The 25,296-nt window shown below is 42.6% G+C and carries 28 protein-coding genes; 18 read left to right on the forward strand and 10 right to left on the reverse strand.

All coding sequences use genetic code 11. The features are described 5' to 3' along the window. Window positions 1–365: 365 nt before the first annotated feature. On the forward strand, window positions 366–2,243 hold the full coding sequence (locus WCM76_10980) for an ABC-F family ATP-binding cassette domain-containing protein (protein MEI6766157.1): 1,878 nt from the start codon (window positions 366–368) through the stop codon (window positions 2,241–2,243). 11 nt (window positions 2,244–2,254) lie between these two features. On the opposite strand, the gene WCM76_10985 is transcribed toward WCM76_10980, so the two are convergent. The 6 genes from WCM76_10985 to WCM76_11010 form a co-directional block, all read right to left on the reverse strand. Continuing rightward, the gene (locus WCM76_10985) at window positions 2,255–2,785 is read right to left on the reverse strand and encodes a YetF domain-containing protein (protein ID MEI6766158.1); all 531 of its coding nucleotides are present in this window, start codon (window positions 2,783–2,785) and stop codon (window positions 2,255–2,257) included. A gap of 17 nt (window positions 2,786–2,802) precedes the next feature. Continuing rightward, the gene (locus tag WCM76_10990) at window positions 2,803–3,927 is read right to left on the reverse strand and encodes a phosphatidylinositol-specific phospholipase C domain-containing protein (protein ID MEI6766159.1); all 1,125 of its coding nucleotides are present in this window, start codon (window positions 3,925–3,927) and stop codon (window positions 2,803–2,805) included. A gap of 9 nt (window positions 3,928–3,936) precedes the next feature. Further along, entirely contained in the window at window positions 3,937–4,779 is an 843-nt protein-coding gene (locus WCM76_10995; GenBank protein ID MEI6766160.1) for a S1-like domain-containing RNA-binding protein, read from the reverse strand. A gap of 66 nt (window positions 4,780–4,845) precedes the next feature. Next, window positions 4,846–5,187: a translation initiation factor gene (locus WCM76_11000; protein ID MEI6766161.1), complete on the reverse strand. Its 342-nt coding sequence runs from the start codon at window positions 5,185–5,187 to the stop codon at window positions 4,846–4,848. Window positions 5,188–5,206: 19 nt separating this feature from the next. Then, on the reverse strand, window positions 5,207–5,878 hold the full coding sequence (locus tag WCM76_11005) for a YdcF family protein (protein ID MEI6766162.1): 672 nt from the start codon (window positions 5,876–5,878) through the stop codon (window positions 5,207–5,209). Window positions 5,879–5,906: 28 nt separating this feature from the next. Then, complete coding sequence (locus WCM76_11010) at window positions 5,907–6,983, reverse strand: T9SS type A sorting domain-containing protein (GenBank protein MEI6766163.1); 1,077 nt, start codon at window positions 6,981–6,983, stop codon at window positions 5,907–5,909. A gap of 90 nt (window positions 6,984–7,073) precedes the next feature. Between WCM76_11010 and ychF the strand changes: the two genes are divergently transcribed. Next, complete coding sequence (ychF, locus tag WCM76_11015) at window positions 7,074–8,171, forward strand: redox-regulated ATPase YchF (protein MEI6766164.1); 1,098 nt, start codon at window positions 7,074–7,076, stop codon at window positions 8,169–8,171. 22 nt (window positions 8,172–8,193) lie between these two features. Here ychF and WCM76_11020 read toward each other — a convergent pair whose 3' ends face one another. Together WCM76_11020 and WCM76_11025 are read right to left on the reverse strand one after the other, a co-directional pair. Further along, on the reverse strand, window positions 8,194–8,733 hold the full coding sequence (locus WCM76_11020; protein ID MEI6766165.1) for a YceI family protein: 540 nt from the start codon (window positions 8,731–8,733) through the stop codon (window positions 8,194–8,196). Between the two features lie 116 nt (window positions 8,734–8,849). Continuing rightward, window positions 8,850–9,671, reverse strand: a complete 822-nt coding sequence (locus WCM76_11025) for an AraC family transcriptional regulator (GenBank protein ID MEI6766166.1) — start codon at window positions 9,669–9,671, stop codon at window positions 8,850–8,852. Between the two features lie 110 nt (window positions 9,672–9,781). Between WCM76_11025 and WCM76_11030 the strand changes: the two genes are divergently transcribed. Genes WCM76_11030 through WCM76_11040 form a run of 3 tightly spaced genes read left to right on the forward strand, consistent with a single transcriptional unit; the run spans window position 9,782 to window position 11,523 of the window. Next, the gene (locus WCM76_11030; GenBank protein MEI6766167.1) at window positions 9,782–10,330 is read left to right on the forward strand and encodes an RNA polymerase sigma factor; all 549 of its coding nucleotides are present in this window, start codon (window positions 9,782–9,784) and stop codon (window positions 10,328–10,330) included. 44 nt (window positions 10,331–10,374) lie between these two features. After that, window positions 10,375–10,947, forward strand: coding sequence for a hypothetical protein (locus tag WCM76_11035; GenBank protein ID MEI6766168.1), 573 nt, complete (start codon window positions 10,375–10,377; stop codon window positions 10,945–10,947). A 33-nt stretch (window positions 10,948–10,980) separates the two neighbouring features. Next, window positions 10,981–11,523, forward strand: a complete 543-nt coding sequence (locus WCM76_11040) for a hypothetical protein (GenBank protein MEI6766169.1) — start codon at window positions 10,981–10,983, stop codon at window positions 11,521–11,523. A 35-nt stretch (window positions 11,524–11,558) separates the two neighbouring features. Here the strand turns inward: WCM76_11040 and WCM76_11045 are convergent, their stop codons facing one another. Continuing rightward, complete coding sequence (locus WCM76_11045; protein ID MEI6766170.1) at window positions 11,559–12,119, reverse strand: hypothetical protein; 561 nt, start codon at window positions 12,117–12,119, stop codon at window positions 11,559–11,561. A gap of 365 nt (window positions 12,120–12,484) precedes the next feature. Here WCM76_11045 and WCM76_11050 point away from each other — a divergent pair, with 365 nt between their 5' ends. From WCM76_11050 to WCM76_11075, 6 genes are all read left to right on the forward strand, one after another. Next, window positions 12,485–12,730, forward strand: a complete 246-nt coding sequence (locus tag WCM76_11050) for a hypothetical protein (protein MEI6766171.1) — start codon at window positions 12,485–12,487, stop codon at window positions 12,728–12,730. Window positions 12,731–12,740: 10 nt separating this feature from the next. Beyond that, the gene (pnuC, locus tag WCM76_11055) at window positions 12,741–13,337 is read left to right on the forward strand and encodes a nicotinamide riboside transporter PnuC (GenBank protein MEI6766172.1); all 597 of its coding nucleotides are present in this window, start codon (window positions 12,741–12,743) and stop codon (window positions 13,335–13,337) included. Then, entirely contained in the window at window positions 13,334–13,855 is a 522-nt protein-coding gene (locus WCM76_11060; protein MEI6766173.1) for an ATP-binding protein, read from the forward strand. The genes pnuC and WCM76_11060 overlap by 4 nt, the downstream gene beginning before the upstream one ends. Window positions 13,856–13,930: 75 nt before the next feature. Beyond that, entirely contained in the window at window positions 13,931–14,776 is an 846-nt protein-coding gene (locus WCM76_11065; protein ID MEI6766174.1) for a transketolase, read from the forward strand. A 104-nt stretch (window positions 14,777–14,880) separates the two neighbouring features. After that, entirely contained in the window at window positions 14,881–16,269 is a 1,389-nt protein-coding gene (locus tag WCM76_11070) for a VWA domain-containing protein (protein MEI6766175.1), read from the forward strand. A gap of 9 nt (window positions 16,270–16,278) precedes the next feature. Continuing rightward, window positions 16,279–17,235, forward strand: coding sequence for a transketolase family protein (locus WCM76_11075; GenBank protein ID MEI6766176.1), 957 nt, complete (start codon window positions 16,279–16,281; stop codon window positions 17,233–17,235). 7 nt (window positions 17,236–17,242) lie between these two features. On the opposite strand, the gene WCM76_11080 is transcribed toward WCM76_11075, so the two are convergent. Beyond that, entirely contained in the window at window positions 17,243–17,749 is a 507-nt protein-coding gene (locus WCM76_11080) for a shikimate kinase (GenBank protein ID MEI6766177.1), read from the reverse strand. Window positions 17,750–17,954: 205 nt separating this feature from the next. Here WCM76_11080 and WCM76_11085 point away from each other — a divergent pair, with 205 nt between their 5' ends. The 7 genes from WCM76_11085 to WCM76_11115 all read left to right on the forward strand — a co-directional run bounded on the left by WCM76_11085 (window position 17,955) and on the right by WCM76_11115 (window position 25,296). Continuing rightward, window positions 17,955–18,890, forward strand: coding sequence for a hypothetical protein (locus WCM76_11085; protein ID MEI6766178.1), 936 nt, complete (start codon window positions 17,955–17,957; stop codon window positions 18,888–18,890). Window positions 18,891–18,978: 88 nt separating this feature from the next. Continuing rightward, window positions 18,979–20,265, forward strand: coding sequence for a hypothetical protein (locus WCM76_11090; protein MEI6766179.1), 1,287 nt, complete (start codon window positions 18,979–18,981; stop codon window positions 20,263–20,265). 1 nt (window position 20,266) lies between these two features. Next, window positions 20,267–21,538: an oligosaccharide flippase family protein gene (locus tag WCM76_11095; protein MEI6766180.1), complete on the forward strand. Its 1,272-nt coding sequence runs from the start codon at window positions 20,267–20,269 to the stop codon at window positions 21,536–21,538. A gap of 4 nt (window positions 21,539–21,542) precedes the next feature. Then, window positions 21,543–22,664, forward strand: a complete 1,122-nt coding sequence (locus WCM76_11100; protein MEI6766181.1) for an N-acetyl sugar amidotransferase — start codon at window positions 21,543–21,545, stop codon at window positions 22,662–22,664. 72 nt (window positions 22,665–22,736) lie between these two features. Beyond that, a complete protein-coding gene (gene hisH / locus WCM76_11105; GenBank protein ID MEI6766182.1) occupies window positions 22,737–23,354 on the forward strand; it encodes an imidazole glycerol phosphate synthase subunit HisH in 618 nt (205 codons plus the stop codon). Between the two features lies 1 nt (window position 23,355). Continuing rightward, a complete protein-coding gene (locus WCM76_11110) occupies window positions 23,356–24,120 on the forward strand; it encodes an AglZ/HisF2 family acetamidino modification protein (protein MEI6766183.1) in 765 nt (254 codons plus the stop codon). A gap of 45 nt (window positions 24,121–24,165) precedes the next feature. Then, window positions 24,166–25,296 (forward strand): glycosyltransferase family 4 protein, encoded by a 1,131-nt coding sequence (locus tag WCM76_11115; protein MEI6766184.1) that lies wholly within the window; start codon window positions 24,166–24,168, stop codon window positions 25,294–25,296.

The raw sequence follows: 25,296 nt of genomic DNA on the forward strand, positions 1-25,296 counted from the left end.
AAGGGGGTCAGCTTAACGCGGAACTAGGGGACCAGTTTGCGCGTATTCTCCAATCATTATGCCGGTCAAGTAATTTTTGAAATTTGGGAATATCAATCAGATCCTTGATGTTGTATTCCATGGCAGATGCTTTAAATTGTTTTTGAATGCATTGAAATTCTATGGGAACGCATGCAGATATCTGACCAACGAAAAATTCCAGTCACTGTTAATATTTTAACAACATGATAAAGGTAACCTATTATTAACCGTCAGCCAAACAAAATTGCAATATGTTATTCATTTTCATCCGGCTTACATATTGATAAATGAAATTATTTACTGTATGAAGCCTTTTGGCTACCTTTGTCCGAGAATTTTACCTCATGATTAGTTTTCTTCAGATAGATAATGTTTCCAAGGCTTTTGGCGATTTGGTGTTGTTTGAGAATATTTCTTTTCTCCTGGCCAAAGAACAGAAAATAGCGCTTGTTGCGAAAAATGGTGCGGGAAAAACCACGCTGTTCAACATTCTGTGCGGAAAAGATACACCGGATACCGGTACCGTTACCTTTCATAAAGACATCACGATAAGTTTTCTGGAGCAGGATCCTGAATTCGATGAGAACAAAACGGTTCTTCAGCAAGTGTTTTCTTCATCGGGCGAAGTGATAGATGCTATCATGGAATATGAAACAGCACTCAGTTCCGATGATAAAGGAAGGCTTCAGGCTTCAATCGAGAAAATGGATAAGCTGGAAGCCTGGAATTACGAGGCTACGATAAAAGGCATTTTAAGCAAACTGAAGATTTCGGGCTTTGACCAAAAAATGGGGACGCTCTCCGGCGGACAACGCAAAAGAGTTGCACTGGCAAATGCTCTGGTGCGCGAACCCGACCTGTTGATTCTTGATGAGCCTACCAATCACCTCGATTTCGAGATGATTGAATGGTTCGAGGAATATCTGAAAAAATCGTCTATCACCTTACTGATGGTTACCCACGACCGGTATTTTCTCGACCGCGTATGCAACGAAGTGATAGAAATAGACAACAAAAGAATTTTCCGTTACGCGGGAAACTATACAAAATTTCTTGAGAAGCGTGAAGAACGCATCACCAACGAAAACCAGAATGCCGAGAAAGCGCGCAATCTGCTGCGCCGCGAATTGGAATGGATTCGGCGAACACCGTCGGCACGAACCGGGAAAGCCAAAGCACGCATCGATTCATTTTATGAATTGAAAGATCAGGCGGTGGGACGCGCGAATGATAAACTTGTAAACCTTAATGTTAAAGGCTCGCGACTCGGAACCAAGATTGTTGACATAAAAAATCTTACGAAGAATTTCGGTCCGATTAAAATCCTTGATAAATTTTCGTACAATTTTATCCGTTACGAAAAAGTGGGTGTTATTGGTAATAACGGAACCGGAAAAACAACCTTTCTGAATATGCTTACCGGTAAAGAACCTTACGACTCCGGTGTGGTGGATATGGGCGAAACAGTGGTTCCCGGTTACTACCGCCAGGATGGTATGAGTTTTAACGAACAGATGAAAGTAATTGATGTAGCGCGCGAAATTGCAGAGGTGGTGATTGTCGGAAACGGCGTTCGCATGAGCGTTTCGGCGTTTTTGAATTATTTTATGTTTCCACCTGAAGTGCAGCATTCTTTCGTTTATAAACTCAGTGGTGGTGAGAAACGAAGGCTGTATCTGGCTACGGTGCTGATGAAAAATCCCAATCTGCTTATTCTGGATGAGCCTACCAATGACCTTGATATTCTTACTTTGAATGTGTTCGAGGAATATCTCGCTGATTTTGCAGGCAGCGTAATCATTGTTTCGCACGATCGTTATTTCATGGACAAAGTTGTGGACCATCTCTTCGTGTTTGAAGGCGACGGAAACGTGAGCGATTTTCCGGGCAATTATACGCAATACCGAGAACATAGGGATAAACTGGAACGTCAGGCAAAGAGGCAGGCAAAAGCGGTAAAAAAAGATGAACCGGAAATTCTGAAAACCGAAAAATCGGGGGCAAAGAAACTTTCGTACAAAGAACAAAAGGAATTTGATCAGCTCGGTGCCGATATTGAACAACTCGAGACTGAATATAAAAGACTGGAACTGCTGCTCGGTTCCGGCAGCCTGAGTAATGATGAAGTCATTGAAACATCAGTGAAATTAGGTGAAATGATGAAGGCCATTGAAGATAAAACCAACCGATGGCTTGAACTGAGCGAGATAGCCGAAGGATAATAAACTTCCTTTTAAGCCTGTGTCAGTACTTTTTTTCTTCGTTTGCGCATGTGCATGGTGCGTTGCTTATAATCATTGGACAGCACACTGATATTGCCGTCGGGCTCCAGAATGGCGAGGTCAACATCTTTGATAGAATGAACGCCGTGCTCCCTTACTGTTTCTACCAGCTCGTTGATGGAAATGCGCGCGCCTCTTACATTAGCTTCGTTTACAATTCCTTTATAGATAAGCATTTTGGGCGAGCCGCTTATTAATTTTTGGAATTTTGGAAATTTGTAAATCAGATATTTGAATCCGAAATTTATGATGAACAAGGTTGTGGCAGCCACCAGACCACCTGTCAATGTTGAATTTGCTCCAACCATGGCATTCTGCACGGCGTTGCTCAGGAGCAGAACAAAAACGAGGTCGGTTACTGAAAGCTGGGCAAATTCCTTCTTGCCGAAAATACGAATGCCCAGAACAATAAATACATATACCGCAGAGGTACTGATTACTATCGGATAATAATCATTGATGATTGACATGGTGCATGACATAGTGCCGTTTGTTTTGGTTAATTGATTACGATTTTTTTATTCGCAATAATTGCCGTGGTAGAGCGAATCTCAACAATATAAATACCATCGGCAAGATTATCTGTTGGTATCGTAAAAATATGACTGTCCTCTGAATCCAGTTGTTGTAAAACTACCCCGGTAATGGAATAGCATTTACAGGAAAACGGACCTCTTATTGACTGCGCAATTTCAACCTGCACATCGCTGTGAGCCGGATTTGGAGCGATATGCACAAGGTCATTGATTTCAGATAACGACTCAATTCCGGTGTTTACGCCATTCAGCGTGTTAACTGCGTCAAGTGTATTACCAAGTTCGTAAAAATCAACAGTTACAAAATTGGGTAATTTTCCTGTTGACTGCATGCATTGCTGGGCGCGGTTTATTAGAAATGGATTGGCATTGGCAACGGCAGCCTGGCTTGTACTTCCTGTGCCTGTAACCGCGTCTGAAATAAAATGATTGAGGATGAACAGGTCGTTTGTGGAATCACCGCGGTTAAAACTACAATCGAACTGATTGATGTCGGTAATGGAGAATGGCGTTTCAACGGCATAATCCCAAACATACAAATACCAGTCCTGACCGGCTGTGCCGTCGTTTACATCGGAAAACAGTACGAGGCGTTTCCCGCTGTCAATCATCTCCTGAAGCGTGGGCCATACCGCTGAGGTGTCTTTTGCAAAAGCATAAGGCATCAGGCCGGCATCGGTCAGCGAGGTTTCAATGGTGGATGATGTCACGTAGGATTCCAGAATAATGGTTACCACTTCATCAGGATTATTATCAAGAAAAGTTTTTATTTCGTTAAGCACAGAGGCAAAAGTTGCGGTACCAAGAATCGGCACACTGTGATATACAACTGCTGTTCCCAGCAAGTTGTGAACGTCTATCATCAGGGCACGCACTCCATCATTGAGCTGGCGGGTGATTCCGAAATTCTGGTTAGGTAATTGAAAATTATTTTCTGCTGCATTGTAAGCATTGTGTGTGGTAAGGTAAGATACCTCATTATATCTTTTGCCGCATAACGACGGGTAGCCGTTGCATTGCGCTGCCATGTCCATCGCAAATATCCCGCAAAGGGCAATAACAAACATCAGGTGTTTCAAATAATTCATACGTTCAGTTTAGTTCTGTGATTCGTTCAGATAAATTCCGTCTTCTTCAATACGGATTTGCTTTTGTTTGTATAAAGTGCCAATGGCTTTTTTGAATGTTTTCTTACTCATCTCTAAGCGTGCGCTGATATCTTCAGGTTCACTTTTGTCGGTAAGCGGCAGAAAGCCACCTTCTGTATTCAACCGTTCAAGAATCTTTTGAGCGTTGGGCTCTATATTGCTGAACCCGTAATTCTGAATCCGGATATCAATTTTATTGTCTTCACTGATGGCTTTTACATAGCCTTTCAGCGATTCACCTGTTTTAAAAGTTGCAAAAAATTCATTATTGAAAATAAGACCTTCGTGCCTTTGGTTTACAATCACTTTTACACCCAGTTCACTGCGTTTCCAAATAATTAAATCCACTTCGTCATCCACATTTACCGTGAGTTCGCTGTTATCGAGGCAACGGTTAAGTTTCGCAGTTGCAGCAAGGCGCTGCGTTTGTTCATCGAGGTAAACGAAAATCAGGTAGGAGCGGCCTTCTTCCATTTTCATGGCCTGTTCCCGGAATGGAACCAGTAAATTTTTGTCTAAGCCCCAGTCAAGAAAAGCGCCGACTTCATTCACTGTTTCTACTTTCAGCAAACCAAATTCATGGAGTTGGAGCTTGGGTATTTGAGTTGTGGCAACGATGCGGTCTTCGGAATCTTTATAAATGAACACCCTGATATTACTGCCAACCGACATTTCATGCTGCGTGAATTTGTACGGCAGAAGCACTTCATTTCCTGATGTGTCGCTTAAATATATGCCGTTTTGTGTCTTTCGTACAACGGTGAGGTCACTGTATTTCCCGAGTTCTAACATTTGCTGAATATTGGTATAAATACGGCAAATGCTGCCGCGATGCTGCAAAGATACTTCAATATTTTTTTAACCTCCGGCTTTCTTGGCCTTGTATCCCTTTTCGGTAAGCATGGCAACAATCTTGTCGCGGTGGTCACCCTGAATAATTATTTCTCCGTCTTTGGCTGAGCCGCCGGTGCCGCATTTTGTTTTTATCAGTTTGCCAAGTTCTTCCAGATCTTCCTGCTTCCCGATAAAACCACGAATAATGCTTGCCGTTTTTCCGCCCCGGTGCTTTTTCTCTATATGTACTTTAAGCTGCTGCTGATTGGGCGCCAGCGTGTCAGGGTCTTCATTTTTAGCGGAAACGTATTCAAATTGCGGATTTGTGGAATAGACAATTCCGCTGATGTTTTTCATTTTTGGCATAGAAAATTTATTAAAATTATTAATAAGCCTGTGGGTCAATGTCCAGTCCACGGGTTCCCTGAAACCGCCTGAAAAACCCCATACGCTCTTTAATAGAAACCCAGTTGCTCTCATAAGCAGTTGATGTATCTATCGCCGGCTCCTTTACAAATGGTTCTATTTTACTTAAAATATTAAAGACGATTGGAAGCATTGCAATTTCATCACTTACTTTTTGTTTCGTGAACCTGTACAGGCTTTTCGACTGATAAGGATCTGATGCAAGAGCCAGGCTTGAAAACCCCATTTTTTTTGATTTCTGAAATCCGTAATGAACATTTTCAGTCCCGTGTTCGGCTTTGATTTCCGTAAAAATATGTTCTCTGGGTATGCCCAGCGCTATGGCATACAGTGCCATTATTTCTCCTTCAATATAGGGCGTATATACCGCCGCGCCTGAAAACATAATGTTGGAAACGATTCCTTCGTCATACAGGTATTTTGCCCAAAGTATGCGTGCTTTCATTATGGCGCCCCACTTACCTTTTTCAAAAGGTACACCCGGAACAATCACAACATCATAGGTTTTTGTCTGTGCGCTTTTCAGAAAAACGTTGCATTCCCCGGATGTGAAGGAAAGGCGGGTTTGAGTAAGTAAAAATCCCAAAACCCGGTAATTCATTATAATGAAGCGTTCTCTGCGGGAGGTCATATAATTTATATAGCAGAATTAACGATGGTTAGTAGATAACCAATTTCTTTGAAATTAGCTTTCCTTCACTCATCATGCGTAAAAGATAGATCCCGGCAGGCTGACCGCTGATGTCAATTTCTGATTTATTATTACCGAAACACTGCCCGCTAAATACGTTCTGCCCGTTCATATTGTATACGTCAATCTGTGACGCGCCGGATTTTGGCTGTGAAAGATTCAACGTAAAATGGCCGTCCGACGGGTTCGGAAGAATGTTAATATTATTCTCCGTACTGATTTCAGCTATGGCATTTGGGAAAACCGTGTGGTCAATAAAAACTAAGCTGGTGCTTCCCGGGCCCATGCCGCCGCTGCTTTCGGTGACCTGAAGTACCGGAACGGAATATTCCTGCGCAATCCATTTATATTCAATATCGGTGCGGTTGAATTTTATCCCGAATCCCAGTGAATCAGAATGTAAGGTGTCTGTTGTGTGAACGATGGATTTTATGCGGATAACATCAAATGTATCTGTCGGCAGATAGAGCGTTCCCCAGCCATCTACAATATTCGTACGCCTTTTATCCTGTCCATAATAGCCTAGGTTGGGAATACTGATATTGAATTTTGAATGCGATGAATCGGTTGTGCCGAATGTAACGGGAAAGTGGTACCATACATCAGGATTGTCATATTTAACGGGCATCGGAATGCTGTTAATCTTTGCACCCATGCCCAGCAGGCTGTATTCCGAATTGCTGCTTTTATAAAAATAATACGGGTCATTAATAGTTACCATTGGAATGGCCGGCATACTCTGCGGGCTTGCAACCGTTGCCTGAAAAGGCTTGTTGAAAGGGTTGGCGAACACCGCGAGGTAAACAATATTGGTACTTGAAACACTCACAAAAGTATCGCCTGTTTGCTGAAGGGGAACCAGTGTTCTGAAATCCCAAATATAGGCGCTGTCGGTGGCTGCATAGTTGATGCTTCCGGGGTCGCCGGTGCTTTTACGAGGAATGATTTGCCCGGGCTGAGGCATGTACAGACTGTCAATTACTATTTGCGAAAATGCCATCCCCGTAAGGGATATCAGGAACAGAAATGAGAAAATCTTTTTCATCGGATAGGTTTTATCTTACAAATGTAACAATTTTATGGTTTGTTATCCTCCGCTAAATCACTACTTTTGCACCAAATATATATCATTTTTATGGCACTCAATTGTGGAATTATTGGATTGGCGAACTGCGGTAAAACGACGCTGTATAACTGTATGTCAACAACAAAGGCGCAAACAACCAACTTCGCTTTCAGCTCAAATAAGTCGAATATCTCTATCGTGACCGTTCCTGACGAGCGTTTATATGTTCTTGAAAAGCTTGTGAAAGCTGCAAAAGTAGTGCATGCAACTGTTGAAATAGTTGATATTCCCGGTCTGACAAAAGGTTCAAGTAAGGGCGAAGGTGTTGGTAATACGTTTCTTTCCGACATTCAGCAAACCGATGCACTGATTCATGTGGTCCGCTGTTTTGATGATGAAAACCTGCCTCATATCGAAGGTTCGGTGAATCCGGTGCGCGACCGCGAGATTGTTGACCTGGAGCTTCAGATACGCGACCTTGATTTAGTGGAACGCAAGATTAAACGCACCGAAAAACTTATTAAAGCCGGTGATAAAGACGCCAAGAAAACCCTTGATATCCTTATAAAATATAAAGATCATCTCGAATCATTTCAGTCGGCCCGCTCACTGGATATTAGTGACGAAGACCGCAAAGCTGCCCGCGATCAGGGATTGCTTACAGAAAAGCCGATGATTTATGTCTGTAATGTCGATGATGCCTCGGCTGTTACGGGCAATAAATATGTGGAACAATTTAGAGAATCTGTGAAGAACGAAAATGCGCAGGTTTTGGTTGTTGCATGCAAGCTTGAAGAAGAAATTTCTGAGCTTGAGTCATTGGAAGACCGCATGGAATTCCTCAAAGATGTTGGTCTTACACAGCCCGGTGTTGACATGGTAATCCGCTCTGCGTATGATTTATTGAAACTTCGCACATTCTTTACAGCCGGTCCAATGGAAGCGCGTGCATGGACTGTAAAGGCCGGAAGTACTGCACCCAAAGCTGCTGGTGTGATACATTCCGACCTTGAAAAAGGATTCATTCGTGCCGAAGTAATGAAATATGCTGATTTTGCTGCCTTAAAGTCCGAGCACGCCTGTAAGGAAGCAGGTAAACTTTCCGTTGAAGGAAAAAACTACGTCATCGGCGAAGGCGATATTCTGCATATTCGCTTCAATGTGTAGTTTCTTCTCTTACTGATGGCACTTATGCTTTTCGGCTGAGTTCAACGTCACAAATTATTTTGACATCTTCACCTACGAGTAAGCCGCCCGTTTCAAGAGCTACGTTCCATACTAAGCCCCAGTCTTTACGATTTATTTTTCCGCTCAGCGTGAAGCCGGCTTTTTCATTTCCCCATGGATCTTTCACCACACCTGCAAATTCTGCATTGAGTTTAACCGGTTTTTCTATGCCTTTTATGGTTAGCAAACCTTCTACATCGTAGTTTTCATCACCCAAATCTTTCATCCCGGTACTTTTAAAGGTGATTTTCGGGAAATTCTCAACATCAAAGAAATCGGGACTTTTAAGATGTCCGTCGCGATCGGCAACCTCAGTATCAATAGATGCTGTGTTGAGTGAGAAATTGATCTGTGCCGTGCTGAAATCATCACCGGTAGTGGCAACTTCGGCTTCAAATTCTCTGAAAGTGCCGGTAATGTTGGTAATCATAAGGTGTTTTACCTTAAAATTGATTTTTGTGTGTGTCGGGTCAAGAACCCAGATTGAATTTTTCGTTTCCATGTTGGTTTGAATTATTGATTGTTTGTTATGATTAATTATCCTTGAAAATTGATAGGACAAAATTACATCCATTCGCAGAGGCGATGGTTACACAATCATGTCGAATGGTGGTACATTTAGGAAAACAGTGCACGTGTCTGTTCGCGGAAAGCTGATGGCGTGAAGCCTGTTTTATTGCGGAAAACCCTTGTGAAGTAAGACTTTTCGTTGTAACCAAGTTCAAATCCTATCTCCGAAATAGTCTTTTCGGAATTTACCAATAAGTGTTTGGCTTCTATCAACCGGCGTGTTTCAATGATTTCAGAAACGCTTTTCTGAAAATTGGTTTTGCATATCAAATTGAGATTTCGCTCGGTCATGTTCATTTTACCCGCATAAAATGATACGCCTTCGTCGCGCCTGAAATGTTCTTCAAGTATCTGTAAAAAGCTGTTAAAAGTTGTGATCTGTGAGGCACGCGAAGTGTTTTCACAGGGCAGATTCTCGTCGCGTTCGGCCTCGACCATAGCAATCAGCGCATTTACCAGATGACGAATTACTTTATGTTCAGGTGTTGGCTTGATATATTCGGTGCGCATGAGGCGGCAAAGCGTCAGAATATTTGAAAGAGAATCGCTGCTTCTGAACTGAATGGTTGTATTCGTAAAGAAATTGGAATAAAAATGCAGCCCTGAATCGGGGATGAACTCATTTTTATAATTAATCACCCATCCGCGGAGGTTGCTGCGCGGTATAAGCTTATGCGTTTTTCCCATGGAAACATAGCTTACAACTGGCGCTGTCACTTCCTCTACCGTAAAGTCAATAGAATGTTCAAGACTTCCTTCGGTAACAATAATCAATTCTTCAAAGTCGTGCCAATGCGGCTCAAGCGACTTTGACAAGATGCTTTCGACAAGTTCTTCGGTAATCTCGAATATACGGAACAACTTTTCCATGATATAAAGATAATGTAAAATGATTTATTTTTCCTTTAATTTGTTCTGCAATTAAACCTTTGCCGTTTTCGTTTGTCAAACGCATCGGTTCGCAGGCAGCCTTAAATATTATGGAGAACATCAGCGACAAAGATATTCTGAAAAATTTCCGCGATGAAAGTACGCGCCATGCTGCTTTTGACAGTCTTGTGATTTCGTATCGCAAGCGAATTTACTGGCATATCAGGCGCATGGTGCTGAACCACGATGATGCTGACGACCTTGTACAGGATACCTTCATTAAAATCTGGAACAGCCTTGCTGATTTCCGTGAGGATTCAGTGCTGTTTACCTGGATTTACCGCATAGCGACCAATGAAACGCTGAATTTTTTACGAAAAAAGAAACTTCATAATCTCATCCCTTTTTCGGGCGTGGAGCATAGCCTTAGCAACTCCTTAAAGGATGATTCTTATTATAGTGCAGATGAGATTCAGCATAAATTTCAAAAAGCGCTGCTCACACTTCCCGAAAAACAACGGCTTGTATTTAATATGAGGCATCATGATGAACTCTCATATGCTCAGATATCAGAAATTCTGGGTACTTCAGAAGGCGCGCTGAAAGCCTCTTTCCACATTGCCTTAAAAAAAGTTGAAAAAATTCTTACCTCCGGTTAAACCTTTTCACAGTTCGTGTGTCAAAACCTCAAACGATTCAAAAAATGATAACAGATAAAAACACCGGCAACAATATTCCGAAAGAGGAATTGCCCGAATCGCTGAAACAGTATTTTGAAAAACCATCGCCTTTTGAAGTCCCCGAAAATTATTTTGAAGAATTGCCGGGTAAATTAAAAGAGCGCATCAATGCTCATAATGAACAGAAAAATGAGATGCCGCAAATTGGTAAGGTACGAAGGCTGAACTGGGCAGTAGGTATTGCGGCTTCCATAGCTCTGGCTGTTTTTATTGGAATGTATTTACCCCTGAATCAAAAAGGAACGGCGATTTCTGACCGTGAGGCACTGGCCGATTTGGAGCTTACACAAAAAGTTATCGACGACTATGTTCTTGAAAATACGTCAGAAGCCGACCTTGAAGATGAACTGGCAAATGATGCCTCTTTCTCACCCTTCTCGCTTCCGCTTTTTGTGATGGGTGATGACACCATTCCGGTGGTAAAGGTGAATCCGAATGATAAAGGTGCTGCCGCCGTTTTGGCCGATTCAACGCTGAGTGCCGAAGATATTTATGAATACCTTAATACCGAAGGATTTGATCCGGAAGACGAATAATAAACAGAAAACTAATCTTTAAAACCTATAATTATGAGAACAGGAAAATCAGTAGTAGCAGGCGTCATGATGATGACAGCCATGGTAATCGCAGCAGGAGGAACTCTTTTTGCTCAGGCAAGTGTTGAGAATAAAGAAGGAAAAGAGGCAAACAGAGCCGAAGAAAAAAGGCAGAAGATTCAGGCAATGAAGGTGGCGTATCTTACGCAATCAATGACACTCACGAGCCTGGAATCGGAGAAGTTCTGGCCGTTGTACAATGAGTACGCCGAAAAAAAGGACGCGGAAAATAAAAAATATCGTGAAGCGCTGAAAGCATACAAAAAAATTGGCCTTGACAAACTTGACGAAAAACAATCGGAAGAACTGGTAAACAATGAAATGCTTCACGACCAGAAGATGCTCGACCTTAAAAAAGAATATGTGCCCAAATTTAAGGCTATGATTGGAAGTAAAAAATTAGTTCAGCTATTTACAGCAGAACGGGAGTTTCAAAAACTGCTGCTGCAGAAAGCCAAAGAAGGCGGTAAAAAAGGGAAGGGGAAAGGAAAAGACGAAGGCACAGACGAAAAGTAAAAAAAAAGAGGGGCAAACGCCCCTCTTTTTTTATCTTAGTTTTTCTTTTTCCATTTTACATATTCCTGTAACAGGCTTACATAGGTATCGTCGGTGGGCTTGCTTACACTGGTGGTAACAGTGAGCGTTTTCATTTTAGTGTTCCAAAACACGCATGGCATGAAATCGCCGCCATAATTGCCGTTTGATTCAATATAGGTTTCGCCATCAACAGAACTTGCATAAAAACCGTAAGGTCCTTTTTTATCGCAAAGATAAAGACGGGCTGAAGCCAGATCGGGGAAATTCATTTTAACTTCCGCACAAAGAACGCCGTCTTCTTCAAATAATTTCTTGGTAATATTAGTCGCGCCGGGGTAGGCTTCCTCAATCTTGGAACCATTGATATAGCTGCTAACCAATTCGTCAAAATCCTGAACTTCGGTATAACCTGCAGAGTCAACAATAGACATGATGTTGACATATTTAATTGTCAGATTTCCGGAATTCTTACCGGTAAATTCAAATGTGTACTGTTTCTTCTCAACAGTCAGACAGCTTGTTAACATCATTGCAACAAGACCGATTGCCAGCAAAATAAATCTTCCTTTTTTCATCGTTTTATATTTGTTTATCAAAGTTCGTGTGCAACCCGTTTTCCCTGTAAGGAACACCTTCACTTTGAATGATTAATTATTTCCGGGTTTTTGGTTCAACAGGTGTAAAATATTTTTCAAATATATTATTATTTTGGTTCACATTTCAAATGCAATCGCCATATGGCTTATTTCTATATCTTTATATCAGGCTGACTGAGGCAATTACCGTCTGCTTTTTTTTACAGGTATCTGTTGTCTGTAGCCTAATCGTCAGCATTTGTTCGTTAATTCCGTTGTTCATCGGATGGACGAAACTCTTATCAAATTGTTTTATATCAGTAATAAGATTAGACGTAAATTTGTAACCACTAATTATTCAATTTATGAAAATCTCCGTTGACATCAGCAATTATCCGCTGCACGATGAATTTAAAATTCCTATTCGTGATTTTATCGCCCGGCTCAACATGCATCCGCAAGTTAAGGCAGTTACCAATGGAATGAGCACTCAGGTTTTTGGTGAGTACGATGATGTAATGAATGCGCTGAACTCCGAAATGAAAAAATCATTTGAGATTCCTCATTCGGTATTCGTCCTTAAAATTGTGAATGCCGACCTCCAGCAGTAAATAAGCGTTCATGAGCGTAGTCTTATCCTGGATTTGTTCCAACTATATTGAAATTGCAGCCTCATTATTGGGTATTATCGGCGTGTGGCTTACAACCCGTCAGTTAATCTGGTGCTGGCCTGTGGGACTGCTGAATGTAATACTGTCGCTCTATGTCTTTTTTGCATCAAGGCTTTATGCCGATGTAATATTGCAGGTTTTTTATTTCGTTATGACGCTTTATGGATGGTACAACTGGCGCTATGGTGGTAAAGGAAAGTCAGTCCTGCAGGTTTCGCGTATTACCCCTCAATTGTTGCTTGTACTTATTATTATTTCATTTTTTGCAACAGCATTGACAGGCTTCCTTTTCAGCAAATATACGGATGCTGCACTGCCATATTGGGATGCCGGAGTCGCTGTCTGGGGTGTGCTCTGTACCTGGCTGCAGGCTAGGAAAATTTTAGAAAACTGGCTTATTTGGATTATTACCGACCTGGTGTGCACCGGCATTTATTTTTATAAAGAATTGTACGCGTTTACCGGATTGTATTTCTTTTTCGCGGTACTCGCGGCTTACGGATTTTATGCATGGAGAAAAGACCTGATAAAACTCAGCGCAACATGATTCGGATAGCGCTCACCGGACCTGAATCTACGGGAAAATCGGAGCTCGCTGAGCGCCTTGCCTTGCATTACAATACACTTTGGGTGCCTGAGTTTGCACGTGAATATATAGCGTCGATAAATCGCAGCTATACCCTCGACGATATCTTATTGATTGCTCAAAAGCAGTTTGAACATGAAAATGCGGCTGCCTTGAATGCGAACTTTATGCTCTTTTGCGATACCGAAGCTACGGTCACTAAAATATGGGCTGAGCACAGTTATCGGCAGTGTCCCGAATGGATTCGGGAAAATATTGCATCCCATCATTATGATTTGTATTTGCTCTGTAATATTGACCTGCCCTGGCAGCAGGATCCACAGCGCGAACATCCGCATCTGCGTGCGTATTTTTTTAACCTTTATCAAAAAGAGTTATCCGACCGCAATGTGCCCTTTGCGGTTATTTCGGGTAATGGTGAGTCAAGACTTCAGAATGCCCTTGAAGCCGTTGAAACTATGCTGAAAAGCAAAAAGTAATTTGTTAGATTTTTTGAACAAACCGGTACATAAATTTTAAATGAATTACTTTTGATTCCGAATTAGACTCCTTTTATGTTAACTGCAGACCAACTTCAAGCAACAGCAACTCAGGTACGCCGGGATGCACTAAGAATGATACATGCCGTAAATTCAGGACATCCGGGCGGTTCTCTCGGCTGCACCGACCTTATCACTTGCCTGTATTTTTCAATAATGAAACATCAGCCTTCGCCCTTCTCCATGGAAGGACAAGGTGAAGATTTGTTCTTTCTTTCTAATGGTCATGTAGCTCCCGCATGGTATAGTGTACTTGCCCGCAGCGGTTATTTTCCGGTAAGCGAGTTATCTACTTTGCGTAAGCTCAATTCACGGCTTCAAGGTCATCCGGCTACGGCCGAAGGTCTTCCGGGTATCAGAGTGGCTTCGGGCAGCCTTGGGCAGGGACTTTCAGTTGCCATTGGCGCAGCTCTTTCCAAGAAACTCAATAACGACCCTCAGCTTGTTTACAGCCTCCACGGCGATGGTGAACTGCAGGAAGGACAGATATGGGAAGCCGCTATGTACGCGGCCGGCCGAAAGGTTGACAATATTATTTCAGTAATCGATTATAACGGTAAACAAATAGACGGACCGGTTGACGAGGTATTGCCGCTTGGCGACCTTCATGCAAAATGGGCAGCATTTGGATGGCACGTTATGGAAATGGACGGAAACAACATTCCTGAGCTGCTCGATATGATGAAAATTGCAAAAGCAAATACAGGAAAGGGAAAACCCGTCGTTATACTTATGAAGACTGAGATGGGTTTTGGCGTTGATTATATGATGGGAACCCATAAATGGCACGGAAATTCACCTAATGATGAGCAGCTTGCAAAGGCACTCGCACAGCTTCCTGAAACACTGGGCGATTATTAATAAATGCTTTTTGAAATTGTAGTAATATTATTTTTTTGTCTTAAGTCTTTTGTCTTTTATCTAACGTCTATTATCTTTTTACCGTCAATCAAACCATTGAAATATTGAAGATCATCACGAAATATTTCTTTTTAGTTCTCCTTATCGGGATGCTTGCGAATACCTCCTATTCGCAGGTAAAGGATAAAGAAAAACCAAAACCTGTCACGCGTATCTTATTCCTGTACGACGCATCACAGAGTATGGTGGCAAAATGGCAAAGCGACCGTAAAATTACGATTGCGGCGCGTCTGATGTCGGAATTACTCGACAGCCTGAAAAGCGTGCAAAATCTTGAACTTGGTTTGCGCATTTATGGACATCAGAAAAATTATCCGCCCCAGGATTGCGACGATACCCGGTTAGAAATTCCTATTGGTACGGGCAATATCGAAAAGATTAAGAATAAACTGAAGACCGTAAATCCGCGCGGAACTACACCAATTGCCGCATCGCTCGAAGCGGCCGGTGGTGACTTCATGCCCTGCGATAATTGCCGTAATATTATTGTATTGATAACCGATGGGCTCGAAGAATGTGGTGGTGACCCGTGTGCCGTATCACTTTCGTTGCAGAAAAAAGGAATAGCACTGAAACCGTTTATCATCGGCATCGGACGCAACTTCAAAGAAGCCTTTGATTGTGTAGGAACTTATTATGATGCTTCTACAGAAAAAGATTTCAGCATGGCGCTGAAAGTAGTGATATCACAAGCTTTAAACTCAACAACAGCTCAGGTGAATTTGCTCGATATATACGGAAATCCTACAGAGACAAACCTGAACATGACGTTTTACGATGACTTCAGCGGACTGATAAAATATAATTTCATTCATACGCTTGATAATCGCGGCTATCCTGACACACTCGTGCTTGACCCCTTGTTAACCTACAATGTAGTCGTTCATACAATTCCACCTGTAAGGAAGGATAGTATAAAGCTTACACCGGGCAAGCATACGGTGATACCGATTGACTGCCCCCAGGGAACACTGCAACTCAAAGTTGGCGGCACATTCCCAAATGTAAAAAGTTATCAGTGCATTGTGCGTCAGGGTGGCAAAATGGAAACACTGCATGTTCAGTCTTTTGATCAGGACGAAAAATACCTTGTCGGAAAATACGACCTCGAAGTCCTTTCAATGCCCAGAATGTATGTAAAAGATGTGGACATTTCACAGAGTAAAACCACCACGGTAGAGATTCCAATGCCCGGTATTGCTATCATTCAGCCTATGGCTAAAGGCTATGGCTCACTGTACCTCGAGGAGGATAATCAACTGAAATGGATTTACAACCTCGGCGAAAACGGCCAACAGGAAACATTGTATTTGTTGCCCGGGAAATACCGCGTGGTTTTCCGTTCAAAATTTGTCACAAAATCAATTTTTACCATAGAGAAATCATTTAAAGTGGAGAGTGGCGTTACAATACGCATTCCGCTGTACCAGTAATAAATTATGATGAAACAGTACACGATACTCAACGAAAAAGATACACGCTCCGGATTTGGTGAAGCATTGCATGAACTCGGAAAAATAAATCCCGATGTAGTGGCACTTGTGGCCGATCTTACCGGCTCGCTGAAAATGGACGCCTTTGCAAAGGATTTTCCCGAACGCTTCAAACAGGTTGGTATTGCTGAAGCGAACATGATTGGCATTGCCGCAGGACTGGCAATTGGTGGAAAAATTCCGTTTACCGGGACATTTGCAAATTTTTCTACAGGCCGTGTTTATGACCAGATACGGCAATCGGTGGCGTATTCGAACAAAAATGTAAAGATTTGCGCATCGCATGCCGGCATTACTTTAGGCGAAGACGGCGCCACGCATCAGATTATGGAAGACATCGGACTGATGAAGATGCTGCCGAATATGACCGTTATCAACACCTGCGATTTTAATCAGACCAAAACTGCCACGCATGCCATTGCTGCTCATGTCGGTCCGGTTTACCTGCGTTTCGGACGGCCGAAAGTTCCTACCTTCATTCCTGAAGACATGAAATTTGAGATTGGAAAAGCGCTGATGCTGAGCGAAGGTACCGATGTTTCAATTTTCGCTACCGGGCATCTGGTGTGGAAAGCCTTACAGGCCGCAGCTATACTGGAAGAGAAAGGCATCAGTGCCGAAGTCATCAACATACATACCATTAAACCGCTCGATGCTCAGGCCGTTATAGCTTCTGTGATGAAGACCGGCTGTGTTGTTACTGCCGAAGAACATATGATGAATGGTGGTTTGGGCGACAGTATTGCACAGCTGCTCGGACGCAAATTACCAACCCCTCTTGAAATGGTAGCTGTGAACGATCATTTTGGCGAAAGCGGAACTCCTGATGAGCTGATGAAAAAGTTCGGACTCGAAGCATCAAACGTTGTGGATGCCGCGCTCAAGGTGATTGGCAGGAAAAAATAATTTTCAATCAACCGAAATGTTTGAGCATTCCGATTACCAGTTCGGGTGAAATGCTCAATGCGCCTGCAACAATCTGTGCTTTCAGATAATACTTTTCACGACGATTTAATTCCTTTGTGATGTAGGCGAGCAGCACATCACCCTCTTTGCCTTCGAGTAAGGGGCGGCGTGCTCCTGAAGTTGCAAGCCGGCTGTAGAGAGCTTCAGGTGTAAGCTGCATATAAATGGAGATGCCCAGTTCATTAATCTTTTCAATATTCCCCGAAAAACAGGGCAAACCGCCACCCGTGGCGTACACTATATCATCATGAAGCCCGAATTCCTCCAAAAGTAGTTGTTCTTCATCCCTGAACTTTTGTTGCCCGAGTGAACTGAATATCTCCGTAATAGTAAGCCCCAGTTTCTGCTCAATCAGTTTATCGGTATCGGCAAAGCGGTATCCCAGCTTTTTCGCAAGCTTGCGCCCAAAGGTGGTCTTGCCGCTTCCCATAAAGCCTATGATAAATATCCGCATGAACGCATGTTATTTGGATTCGAAAATAGGCAAATATCGGCAGACAATGGGAACGCATTTTAGTTTAACAACGAATATTAACGTTAATTAACGCAAAAATGACATTGAATATGGTGTTACTGAAATTATTACTTTTGAGCAAGCTGTGAGACCGGACTTTTTTCTGCTCTTTTTCAGGAAATGATGAAATAATATTATTGTTTTCATGAGAATATTTTTAATTAAATTCATTCTCTTTTTACTTCTGCTGATGATGACTTTGGCTGCTGTTTTGGGCTATCTTGCCTTCAGCGATGGCACATTATCTGCATCAACGGAAGCTACAGAATCAGCCTTGCTTTCCATTCCGCAAAATACGGATGCCGGTTTACTTATTGCAGGCTCTTCACATGGGCGCATGCTCTCAAGAGGCGTGAACCATTGTATGTTAGAAAATGTTACCGGTGTCAAGGTTGTAAATATTTCTAAATCGGCGGCAGGCATAGTTCCCGAATACGAATTTCTGAAATACTATTATAAAAAGGGCAATACCGCTAAAGTGATATTCTACTTTATCGATGGCTTCGTGTTTTTCTCCCCTAAATGGAACGAAGGTTTGTATTGTTATGCCGATGAGCCATTCAGACTTGACTTCTTTTTGCAGCTTCTTCCTTCGGGCACTGAGCGTGACGTTATTCTCAATTATATTGAATCAAAATACCAGAACGACTGGCTTACTTACAATGCGTCGCGTGTTCCTGATCAGAGCGGCCGGCTTGAGCGAGCCGATACAGCAGCAATCCGCAAACGCTTAGATGCTGATTATCTCGATGGACTTGATATGAATACAGCCGCAACGTATTCCAAAAAACTCGATGCACTCATTGAGCTGGCACAACGTCATGAATCGAGCCTTGTATTTATTATTTCGCCATCCTTGCTTACCCATGATCCCGGTCTTGATTTTGTGAGAAAGACAATGTTAGAGAAAAAGAAAAAATACGGCGTGCAGTTTTATGATTTGTCGGAAAGTTATAAAAATCCGCGATTGTTTTATAATCATGACCATTTGAATGTGGCAGGTGTTTTCATGTATTCAAAATATTTTATGCTGCCGGTGCTTGATTCCTTGCTGCAAAGGCATTCTGATAATTTGCATTGAGTCTGTTCGCATAAAAAGGGTGCCGCAGGATGATTTTAATGAGCGTTTGTTTATTTTTGCACAGATAATTGACTCCATACAATAATCTATGAATTTAATAAAGGACCCGCGACAGGGTGCAGGGAAAGTACTTGGTGTTATCAGAGCCTTCATCCGTGAGCATGTAATGCTGGTAGCCATGCTTCTCATTACTTCTCTGATCTGCATCGGTCTGATTTATTATACCGGATTGACTTACATGCCGGATATGTTGCTCTATTCCGGCTCACTGGTCATCTTTTATTTTTTATTCGCCAATCTGGCAAAACGCACATCAGGCAAACTTGATAAAATTCTGAATATTCGTTTCACCAAGAGCGAGAAGACCGTTACCTGGCTTTCCTTCGGGTTTTTAGGTGCCGGAGTGGTCTTCATCATTTATCATCTGATTTATCTTAAAAATATTCCCGTCTGGACAGCCTATAATTCACTCGATTATTATGGTATCGCACTGATTCGTCAGGGTATTACCGAACATCACAACAGTTTTATCCATTATACAAGTTCATTTCTGCTGAAGGCGATTCTGCCTTTTCTTGTTCTGTTTTTCTTTATCAAGAAACGATGGTTGTTCTGGATATTACTCCCGATTGCAATTTTTTATGCGATGGCCATGATGCAGAAAGGGCTGGTTGTTTCACAGGTGCTTCCGTTGATTGTTTTTCTGTTTATCAAACGCAGATATATCCTTTCAGGGGTTTTTATTCTGGTGGCTGTTGCCGGTGTACTGGCGCTGATTGTCAATGCAAGCCCCAATCTCCGGGCATCGGAAGAAGATATTTCAGCCTATATGGCAGCCCACCGCCGTGCCTATGTGCCTCAGAAAACAAAAGTTGCGATTACAGAAAGCATGGCTTCTACTTCGAATGCACTGTTTGAACGAATCGTTTTTACAACCGGTCGCGATGTGGGGCGCTGGTTTACACTTATTCCATCACAGCTCCCTTACGCTAATGGTTGTGGTTACCGCTTTCTTGCGCCTGTTTTAGGATGCGATTCAAAAGACTATGAATACGACAGGGTTATCTGGGATAACCTGTATATCGTGGAATATAATGAAGGCCTTCGCGGGACTGTTACCAGCGCGTATTTCATGTATGATTATGCCAATTTCGGGAAAGCCGGACTTGTACTAGCCGGTTTTCTGCTGGCGTTTGTGTTTGTGTTACTGAAGATTGTTTTTGAAGGTCATGCGCAATGGCTGGCCTCTCTGAATATTTTATATACGCTTTGGCTGAGCAATGTGGCTTTATATTCTCTGTTGTTGTCAGGTGGTTGGGTACTTACTATACTTTTGTTCTGGCTGTTCAGGCCCGCACTAGAAACTGGGAAATGAAATGATAAAACGCATCTGGAACGATAAATTTTCGCGCAATGTTCTCACCCTCATGACAGGTACCGTTATTTCTCAGGCCATCCCTATTGCTATATCTCCCATTCTTACGCGTATTTATACTCCGGAAGATTTCGGTCTGTTTGCATTATTTTTTAGTGTTACGTCTATTCTGAGTATTGTTATATCTGCCAGATACGAGATGACAATCATTCTCCCCGAAGATGATAAAGATGCCGTTAATATTTTGTTTCTCTCCCTCGTTATTACTACAGCGGTAAGTATTGTAACACTGATACTTGTTTTGCTTTTTTCTGATGTTTTTGCCCTTTGGCTCCATGAACCCAAGATAGCCGGTTGGCTTATTTTCATCCCTCTGTCTGTTTTTATGATAGGCATTTATCAGGCATTATCATACTGGCTGAACCGTAAAAGCCGCTATACTGCGCTTTCAGGGACGCGCATAACACGTTCTGTCGGGGCAAGTTTAGCCAGCCTCGGTTTAGGTTTTACTTCTTTGAAACCGGGCGGACTCATACTCGGCGATACTATCGGGCAATCCATAACTTCCGGTTATGTGGCATGGGATTTCTGGCGCAACGACCGTCATCTGGTACATTCAATTACAAGGGCAAATACGCTCAGGTTGGCAAAGAGATATCAGCATTTTCCAAAATTCAACATGTTCTCAGGCCTGCTTGAAAAAGGCTCCGGTCAGGTTCCAATGCTGCTTATCACCTCTTTTTGGGGGCTGGCGGTTTCGGGTTTGTTCTCGCTCTCAATGCGGGTAATCAGTGTGCCGGGAAGTGTGATAGCGCGCGCTATTGGCGATGTGTTCAGGCAGCAGGCTAACGAAGAGTTTCTTGAAAAAGGGAACTGTCGCCGCTCATTCCGCAAGATGACCATTCTGCTTTCTGGACTTGGCATTGTGCCCTTTTCGGCGCTTTTTATTTTTGCTACTCCGATATTCAAATTTGCATTTGGCTCTGAATGGGCTGTGGCAGGCGATTATGCACGCATCATGACCATCATGTTCTTTCTGCAATTTATTGTGAGCCCGCTCAGCAATATGTTCCTGATAGCCGAAAAACAAAAAATTGACCTGATGATACAGGCCATATTGTTTACTTTTGTGTGTGCGGCCTTTCTTGCCGGATATAATATTTTTCATAATCCGGTGATTGCCGTGATACTTTTTACTGCTGTTTACAGCATCAAATATTGTGTGGAGTTTTACCTGTCGTACAGGTTCAGCTTCGGAAAAAAGACTGTTTAATTCAATGGAACAAAACTCTGAATACCGCATCTGCACTCGCTGCATCATGGATACAAGCGATCCGTGGATTACATTCGACGAACAGGGCGTTTGCAATCACTGCCGTGAATACGATAAAATCGTTGATAATTATCTTTTTGTTAAAAACGATGGCGAAAAGCGCCTGCAGGAGATTGCCGACGAGATAAACCGCACTTCAAAAGGCAATAAATTTAACTGCATCGTTGGCCTGAGCGGTGGTGTTGACAGCTCCTACCTTACCTACAAAGCAGTGCAACTAGGGTTGAGACCGCTGGTAGTGCATGTTGATTGTGGCTGGAATTCTGAGATTGCAGTGAAGAACATTGAAAATATCTGTAAAGCTCTTAATCTCGACCTATTTACGCATGTAGTGAACTGGGAAGAGATGAAGGACTTACAGCGCTCGTTTTTTCTTGCAAATGTTGCCAATCAGGACATTCCTCAGGATCATGCGATATTCTCAGGGCTTTACCACTATGCTCTCAAGAATAATATCAAGTACGTTCTTAATGGCAGTAATTTCGCTTCCGAATCGGTATTACCGAGAGCTTGGGGCTACAATGCCCTTGATTATAGGCACATCCGCGGAATTCAGAAGAAATTTGGAAAAATTAAACTGAAGACCTATCCGCATCTTACGTTTTTCAGACGTTATATCTACTTCTCATTTATCAGACGCATCAATATTGTGCGTGTACTGAACTATATTCATTACGACAGGGAAGAGGCAATCAAAACTATGGAGAAGGAACTCGGATGGCGTTACTATGGCGGAAAACACCACGAGTCTCGTTTCACGAAATTTTTTCAGGCTTACTACCTTCCGGTTAAATTCGGTTATGATAAACGCAGAGCTCACTACTCAAGTTTGATACTTGCAGGTCAGGAAAATCGGGAATCGGCTCTTGCTGCGATGAATGAGAAATCATACAAAGACAATGAAATTGGCGAAGACCTTGATTATATCGCTAAAAAACTCGACTGGACTCCCGAAGAGTTCAATGCAATCATACATCAGCCTAATAAAACCTATAAAGATTATCCTTCCAATGAATGGATCTTCAACCTCGGTTTTAAAATACGGAAGAAGCTGTTTGGTAAATAGGATGCTTTTCTGCTCTCCGTTTCACCTATAATTTGCGGAATTTAGTTAGTTTTGCCGATTATTACTACAACCATGATTGTTATCGTAGATTACGGAATGGGTAATCTTGGCTCTATCGCCAATATGATTCATAAACTTGGATGCAAAAGTCTTATTACCGCTGATCCACAGGCGATAATGAGTGCGGATAAGCTGATTTTGCCCGGAGTAGGTGCCTTCGACCACGGTATGAACAACCTGCATCAGAAAGGCCTTGCAGCGGCCCTCAATACCCGTGTTGTAGAACAAAAGACTCCTATACTCGGAATTTGTCTTGGCATGCAACTGATGGGTAAAAGCAGCGAAGAAGGTATTGAAAAAGGACTTGGGTGGATTGATGGAGGCTGCATCAAATTCAGTTTCAGTGGTGATGATATGAAGCTGCGCATACCGCATATGGGCTGGAATACTGTGAATATCAAGAAAGAGAATCCATTGCTCGACAACGAACTGGAAGATACACGTTATTATTTCGTGCATTCATACCATATGCAGTGCAATGACCCTGCTCAGGTACTTGCAACAGCCGTTTATGGATATGAATTTCCCTGTGTTGTCTGGAAAGATAATATTTATGGCGCACAATTCCATCCGGAAAAAAGTCATAAGTTCGGCATGCGTTTGCTTACTCATTTTATTGAAAACTGCTGATATGATACAGATACGCGTCATCCCGGCATTGCTGCTGCAAGACAGCGGCCTCGTAAAAACCCTGAAATTTAAAAAGCCCGTTTATGTGGGCGATCCTATAAATGCTGTCCGCATCTTCAATGAGAAAGAAGTTGATGAAATAGTGTTTCTGGATATCAGCCGCACTAAAGCCAAAAAGCCGATTCAGTTTAGCCTGATTGAAAAGATTGCTAACGAATGTTTCATGCCTTTCTGCTATGGTGGCGGCATTCGAAGCATTGAAGATATCAGGACACTGTTTAAACTCGGGCTCGAAAAAGCTGCGATTAACTCTTATGCGGTCGAAAGGCCTGAATTCATTACCGAAGCAGCTGATAAATTCGGAAGTCAGAGCATAGTGGTTTCCATTGATGTAAAGAAGAACCTCTTCGGAAAATACAATGTTTATACTCAATGTGGCGATCATAATACAGGCAAGAACCCTGTGGAATGGGCAAAAGAAGTGGAACGGCTGGGGGCAGGAGAAATTTTCATTAATTCAATTGACCGGGAAGGCACCATGGAAGGCTATGATATTGAACTGATACGTGCAGTTTCCGAAGCAGTTGGTATTCCTGTGATTGCCTGTGGTGGTGCAGGAACGCTGGAGCACCTTGCAGAAGCAATAAATAATACAAAAGCATCGGCTGTGGCCGCCGGAAGTATGTTCGTGTTCCACAAACGCCGTAATGCGGTGCTGATTAATTATCCCGAACGAAAAGAACTGAAAACATTATTTAATAAATAGCATCAACCTTATATCATCAGGCATCACTCATAATTCACGTCCTAAATGTCAACTCCGCTTTTATCAAAATCTGTTTGCCACATGACCTCAGCCCACACGGCCCGGGATGTGAGGATTTTTATGAAAGAATGCCGTTCACTGGCTGCTGCCGGTTTTGACGTGATGTATATCGTTCCGGGGGCTGAAACATGCATGGTGGATAATGTCCGCATCATTGGTGTCGATGTAAAAAAAGGAAGCCGCCTGAAGCGAATGCTGTTTACCACGCGCAAGGTATATAAAACCGCTAAAAGTTCGGGCGCCGGGATATTTCATTTCCATGATCCTGAATTGATGATTGCAGGGCTGCTGCTGAAATGGTCCGGTAAAAAAGTGATTTATGATGTTCATGAAGATATTGTCAAGCAGATTCTCAGTAAGGAATATATCAATAAAGGTTTCAGAAAGATTGTCGCATATGTAATCAGGAATACTGAACGCTTCATTGCGCGTCGTATGGATTATTGCCTTACCGCTACCGAGTCGATAAGGCTCAAATTCGTGAACCTGAAAGCAAAAACTGAAGCGATTTTCAACTATCCGCTTCCCGAAGAATTGCCCGGTGAAATTGTTTGGGCGAACCGTAAACAGCAGGTTTGTTATACGGGTGTAATCACCTCACAGCGTGGTCTCAACACGGTGCTTTCTGCATTTGAAGAAGATGCGTTGAAAGATATTAAACTGAATTTGGCGGGCGACGCTTCTCCAGAGACGTTCCTTGATGAGCTGAAAGCTTCGTCCGGATGGAAAAATGTGAATTTTCACGGGCTGGTTGGCCGTAAAGAAATGTATAGTATTCTTTCAGATTCACGGGCCGGACTGGTTCCTTTTATGCCGGAGCCGAATCACATTGAAGCGCTGCCCAATAAAATATTTGAATACATGTCGGCAGGATTGCCGGTGATTGCTTCTGATTTTCCGATGTGGAAGGAACTGATTGAAGGAAACGGTGTTGGCATTTGTGTTGAGCCTGGGAGGACCGACCTGCTTGCGAAAGCTATTAATGAACTTTGCAATGATGATGAAAAGGCACGACAGATGGGCGATAAAGGACGCCGACTGGTGCTCGAAAAATATAATTGGCGCTCGGAAGAAATCAAACTCGTGCAGATTTATAGCGATTTATTAGAATTGTAA

The organism is Bacteroidota bacterium, assembly GCA_037133915.1.
GTDB lineage: Bacteria > Bacteroidota > Bacteroidia > Bacteroidales > CAIWKO01 > JBAXND01.

Coding starts and splice junctions, on each gene's coding strand:
- WCM76_10980 (MEI6766157.1), top strand. CDS start 366: ATGATTAGTTTTCTTCAGATAGATAATGTTTCCAAGGCTTTTGGCGAT.
- WCM76_10985 (MEI6766158.1), bottom strand. CDS start 2,785: ATGTCATGCACCATGTCAATCATCAATGATTATTATCCGATAGTAATC.
- WCM76_10990 (MEI6766159.1), bottom strand. CDS start 3,927: ATGAATTATTTGAAACACCTGATGTTTGTTATTGCCCTTTGCGGGATA.
- WCM76_10995 (MEI6766160.1), bottom strand. CDS start 4,779: ATGTTAGAACTCGGGAAATACAGTGACCTCACCGTTGTACGAAAGACA.
- WCM76_11000 (MEI6766161.1), bottom strand. CDS start 5,187: ATGCCAAAAATGAAAAACATCAGCGGAATTGTCTATTCCACAAATCCG.
- WCM76_11005 (MEI6766162.1), bottom strand. CDS start 5,878: ATGACCTCCCGCAGAGAACGCTTCATTATAATGAATTACCGGGTTTTG.
- WCM76_11010 (MEI6766163.1), bottom strand. CDS start 6,983: ATGAAAAAGATTTTCTCATTTCTGTTCCTGATATCCCTTACGGGGATG.
- ychF (MEI6766164.1), top strand. CDS start 7,074: ATGGCACTCAATTGTGGAATTATTGGATTGGCGAACTGCGGTAAAACG.
- WCM76_11020 (MEI6766165.1), bottom strand. CDS start 8,733: ATGGAAACGAAAAATTCAATCTGGGTTCTTGACCCGACACACACAAAA.
- WCM76_11025 (MEI6766166.1), bottom strand. CDS start 9,671: ATGGAAAAGTTGTTCCGTATATTCGAGATTACCGAAGAACTTGTCGAA.
- WCM76_11030 (MEI6766167.1), top strand. CDS start 9,782: ATGGAGAACATCAGCGACAAAGATATTCTGAAAAATTTCCGCGATGAA.
- WCM76_11035 (MEI6766168.1), top strand. CDS start 10,375: ATGATAACAGATAAAAACACCGGCAACAATATTCCGAAAGAGGAATTG.
- WCM76_11040 (MEI6766169.1), top strand. CDS start 10,981: ATGAGAACAGGAAAATCAGTAGTAGCAGGCGTCATGATGATGACAGCC.
- WCM76_11045 (MEI6766170.1), bottom strand. CDS start 12,119: ATGAAAAAAGGAAGATTTATTTTGCTGGCAATCGGTCTTGTTGCAATG.
- WCM76_11050 (MEI6766171.1), top strand. CDS start 12,485: ATGAAAATCTCCGTTGACATCAGCAATTATCCGCTGCACGATGAATTT.
- pnuC (MEI6766172.1), top strand. CDS start 12,741: ATGAGCGTAGTCTTATCCTGGATTTGTTCCAACTATATTGAAATTGCA.
- WCM76_11060 (MEI6766173.1), top strand. CDS start 13,334: ATGATTCGGATAGCGCTCACCGGACCTGAATCTACGGGAAAATCGGAG.
- WCM76_11065 (MEI6766174.1), top strand. CDS start 13,931: ATGTTAACTGCAGACCAACTTCAAGCAACAGCAACTCAGGTACGCCGG.
- WCM76_11075 (MEI6766176.1), top strand. CDS start 16,279: ATGAAACAGTACACGATACTCAACGAAAAAGATACACGCTCCGGATTT.
- WCM76_11080 (MEI6766177.1), bottom strand. CDS start 17,749: ATGCGGATATTTATCATAGGCTTTATGGGAAGCGGCAAGACCACCTTT.
- WCM76_11085 (MEI6766178.1), top strand. CDS start 17,955: ATGAGAATATTTTTAATTAAATTCATTCTCTTTTTACTTCTGCTGATG.
- WCM76_11090 (MEI6766179.1), top strand. CDS start 18,979: ATGAATTTAATAAAGGACCCGCGACAGGGTGCAGGGAAAGTACTTGGT.
- WCM76_11095 (MEI6766180.1), top strand. CDS start 20,267: ATGATAAAACGCATCTGGAACGATAAATTTTCGCGCAATGTTCTCACC.
- WCM76_11100 (MEI6766181.1), top strand. CDS start 21,543: ATGGAACAAAACTCTGAATACCGCATCTGCACTCGCTGCATCATGGAT.
- hisH (MEI6766182.1), top strand. CDS start 22,737: ATGATTGTTATCGTAGATTACGGAATGGGTAATCTTGGCTCTATCGCC.
- WCM76_11110 (MEI6766183.1), top strand. CDS start 23,356: ATGATACAGATACGCGTCATCCCGGCATTGCTGCTGCAAGACAGCGGC.
- WCM76_11115 (MEI6766184.1), top strand. CDS start 24,166: ATGTCAACTCCGCTTTTATCAAAATCTGTTTGCCACATGACCTCAGCC.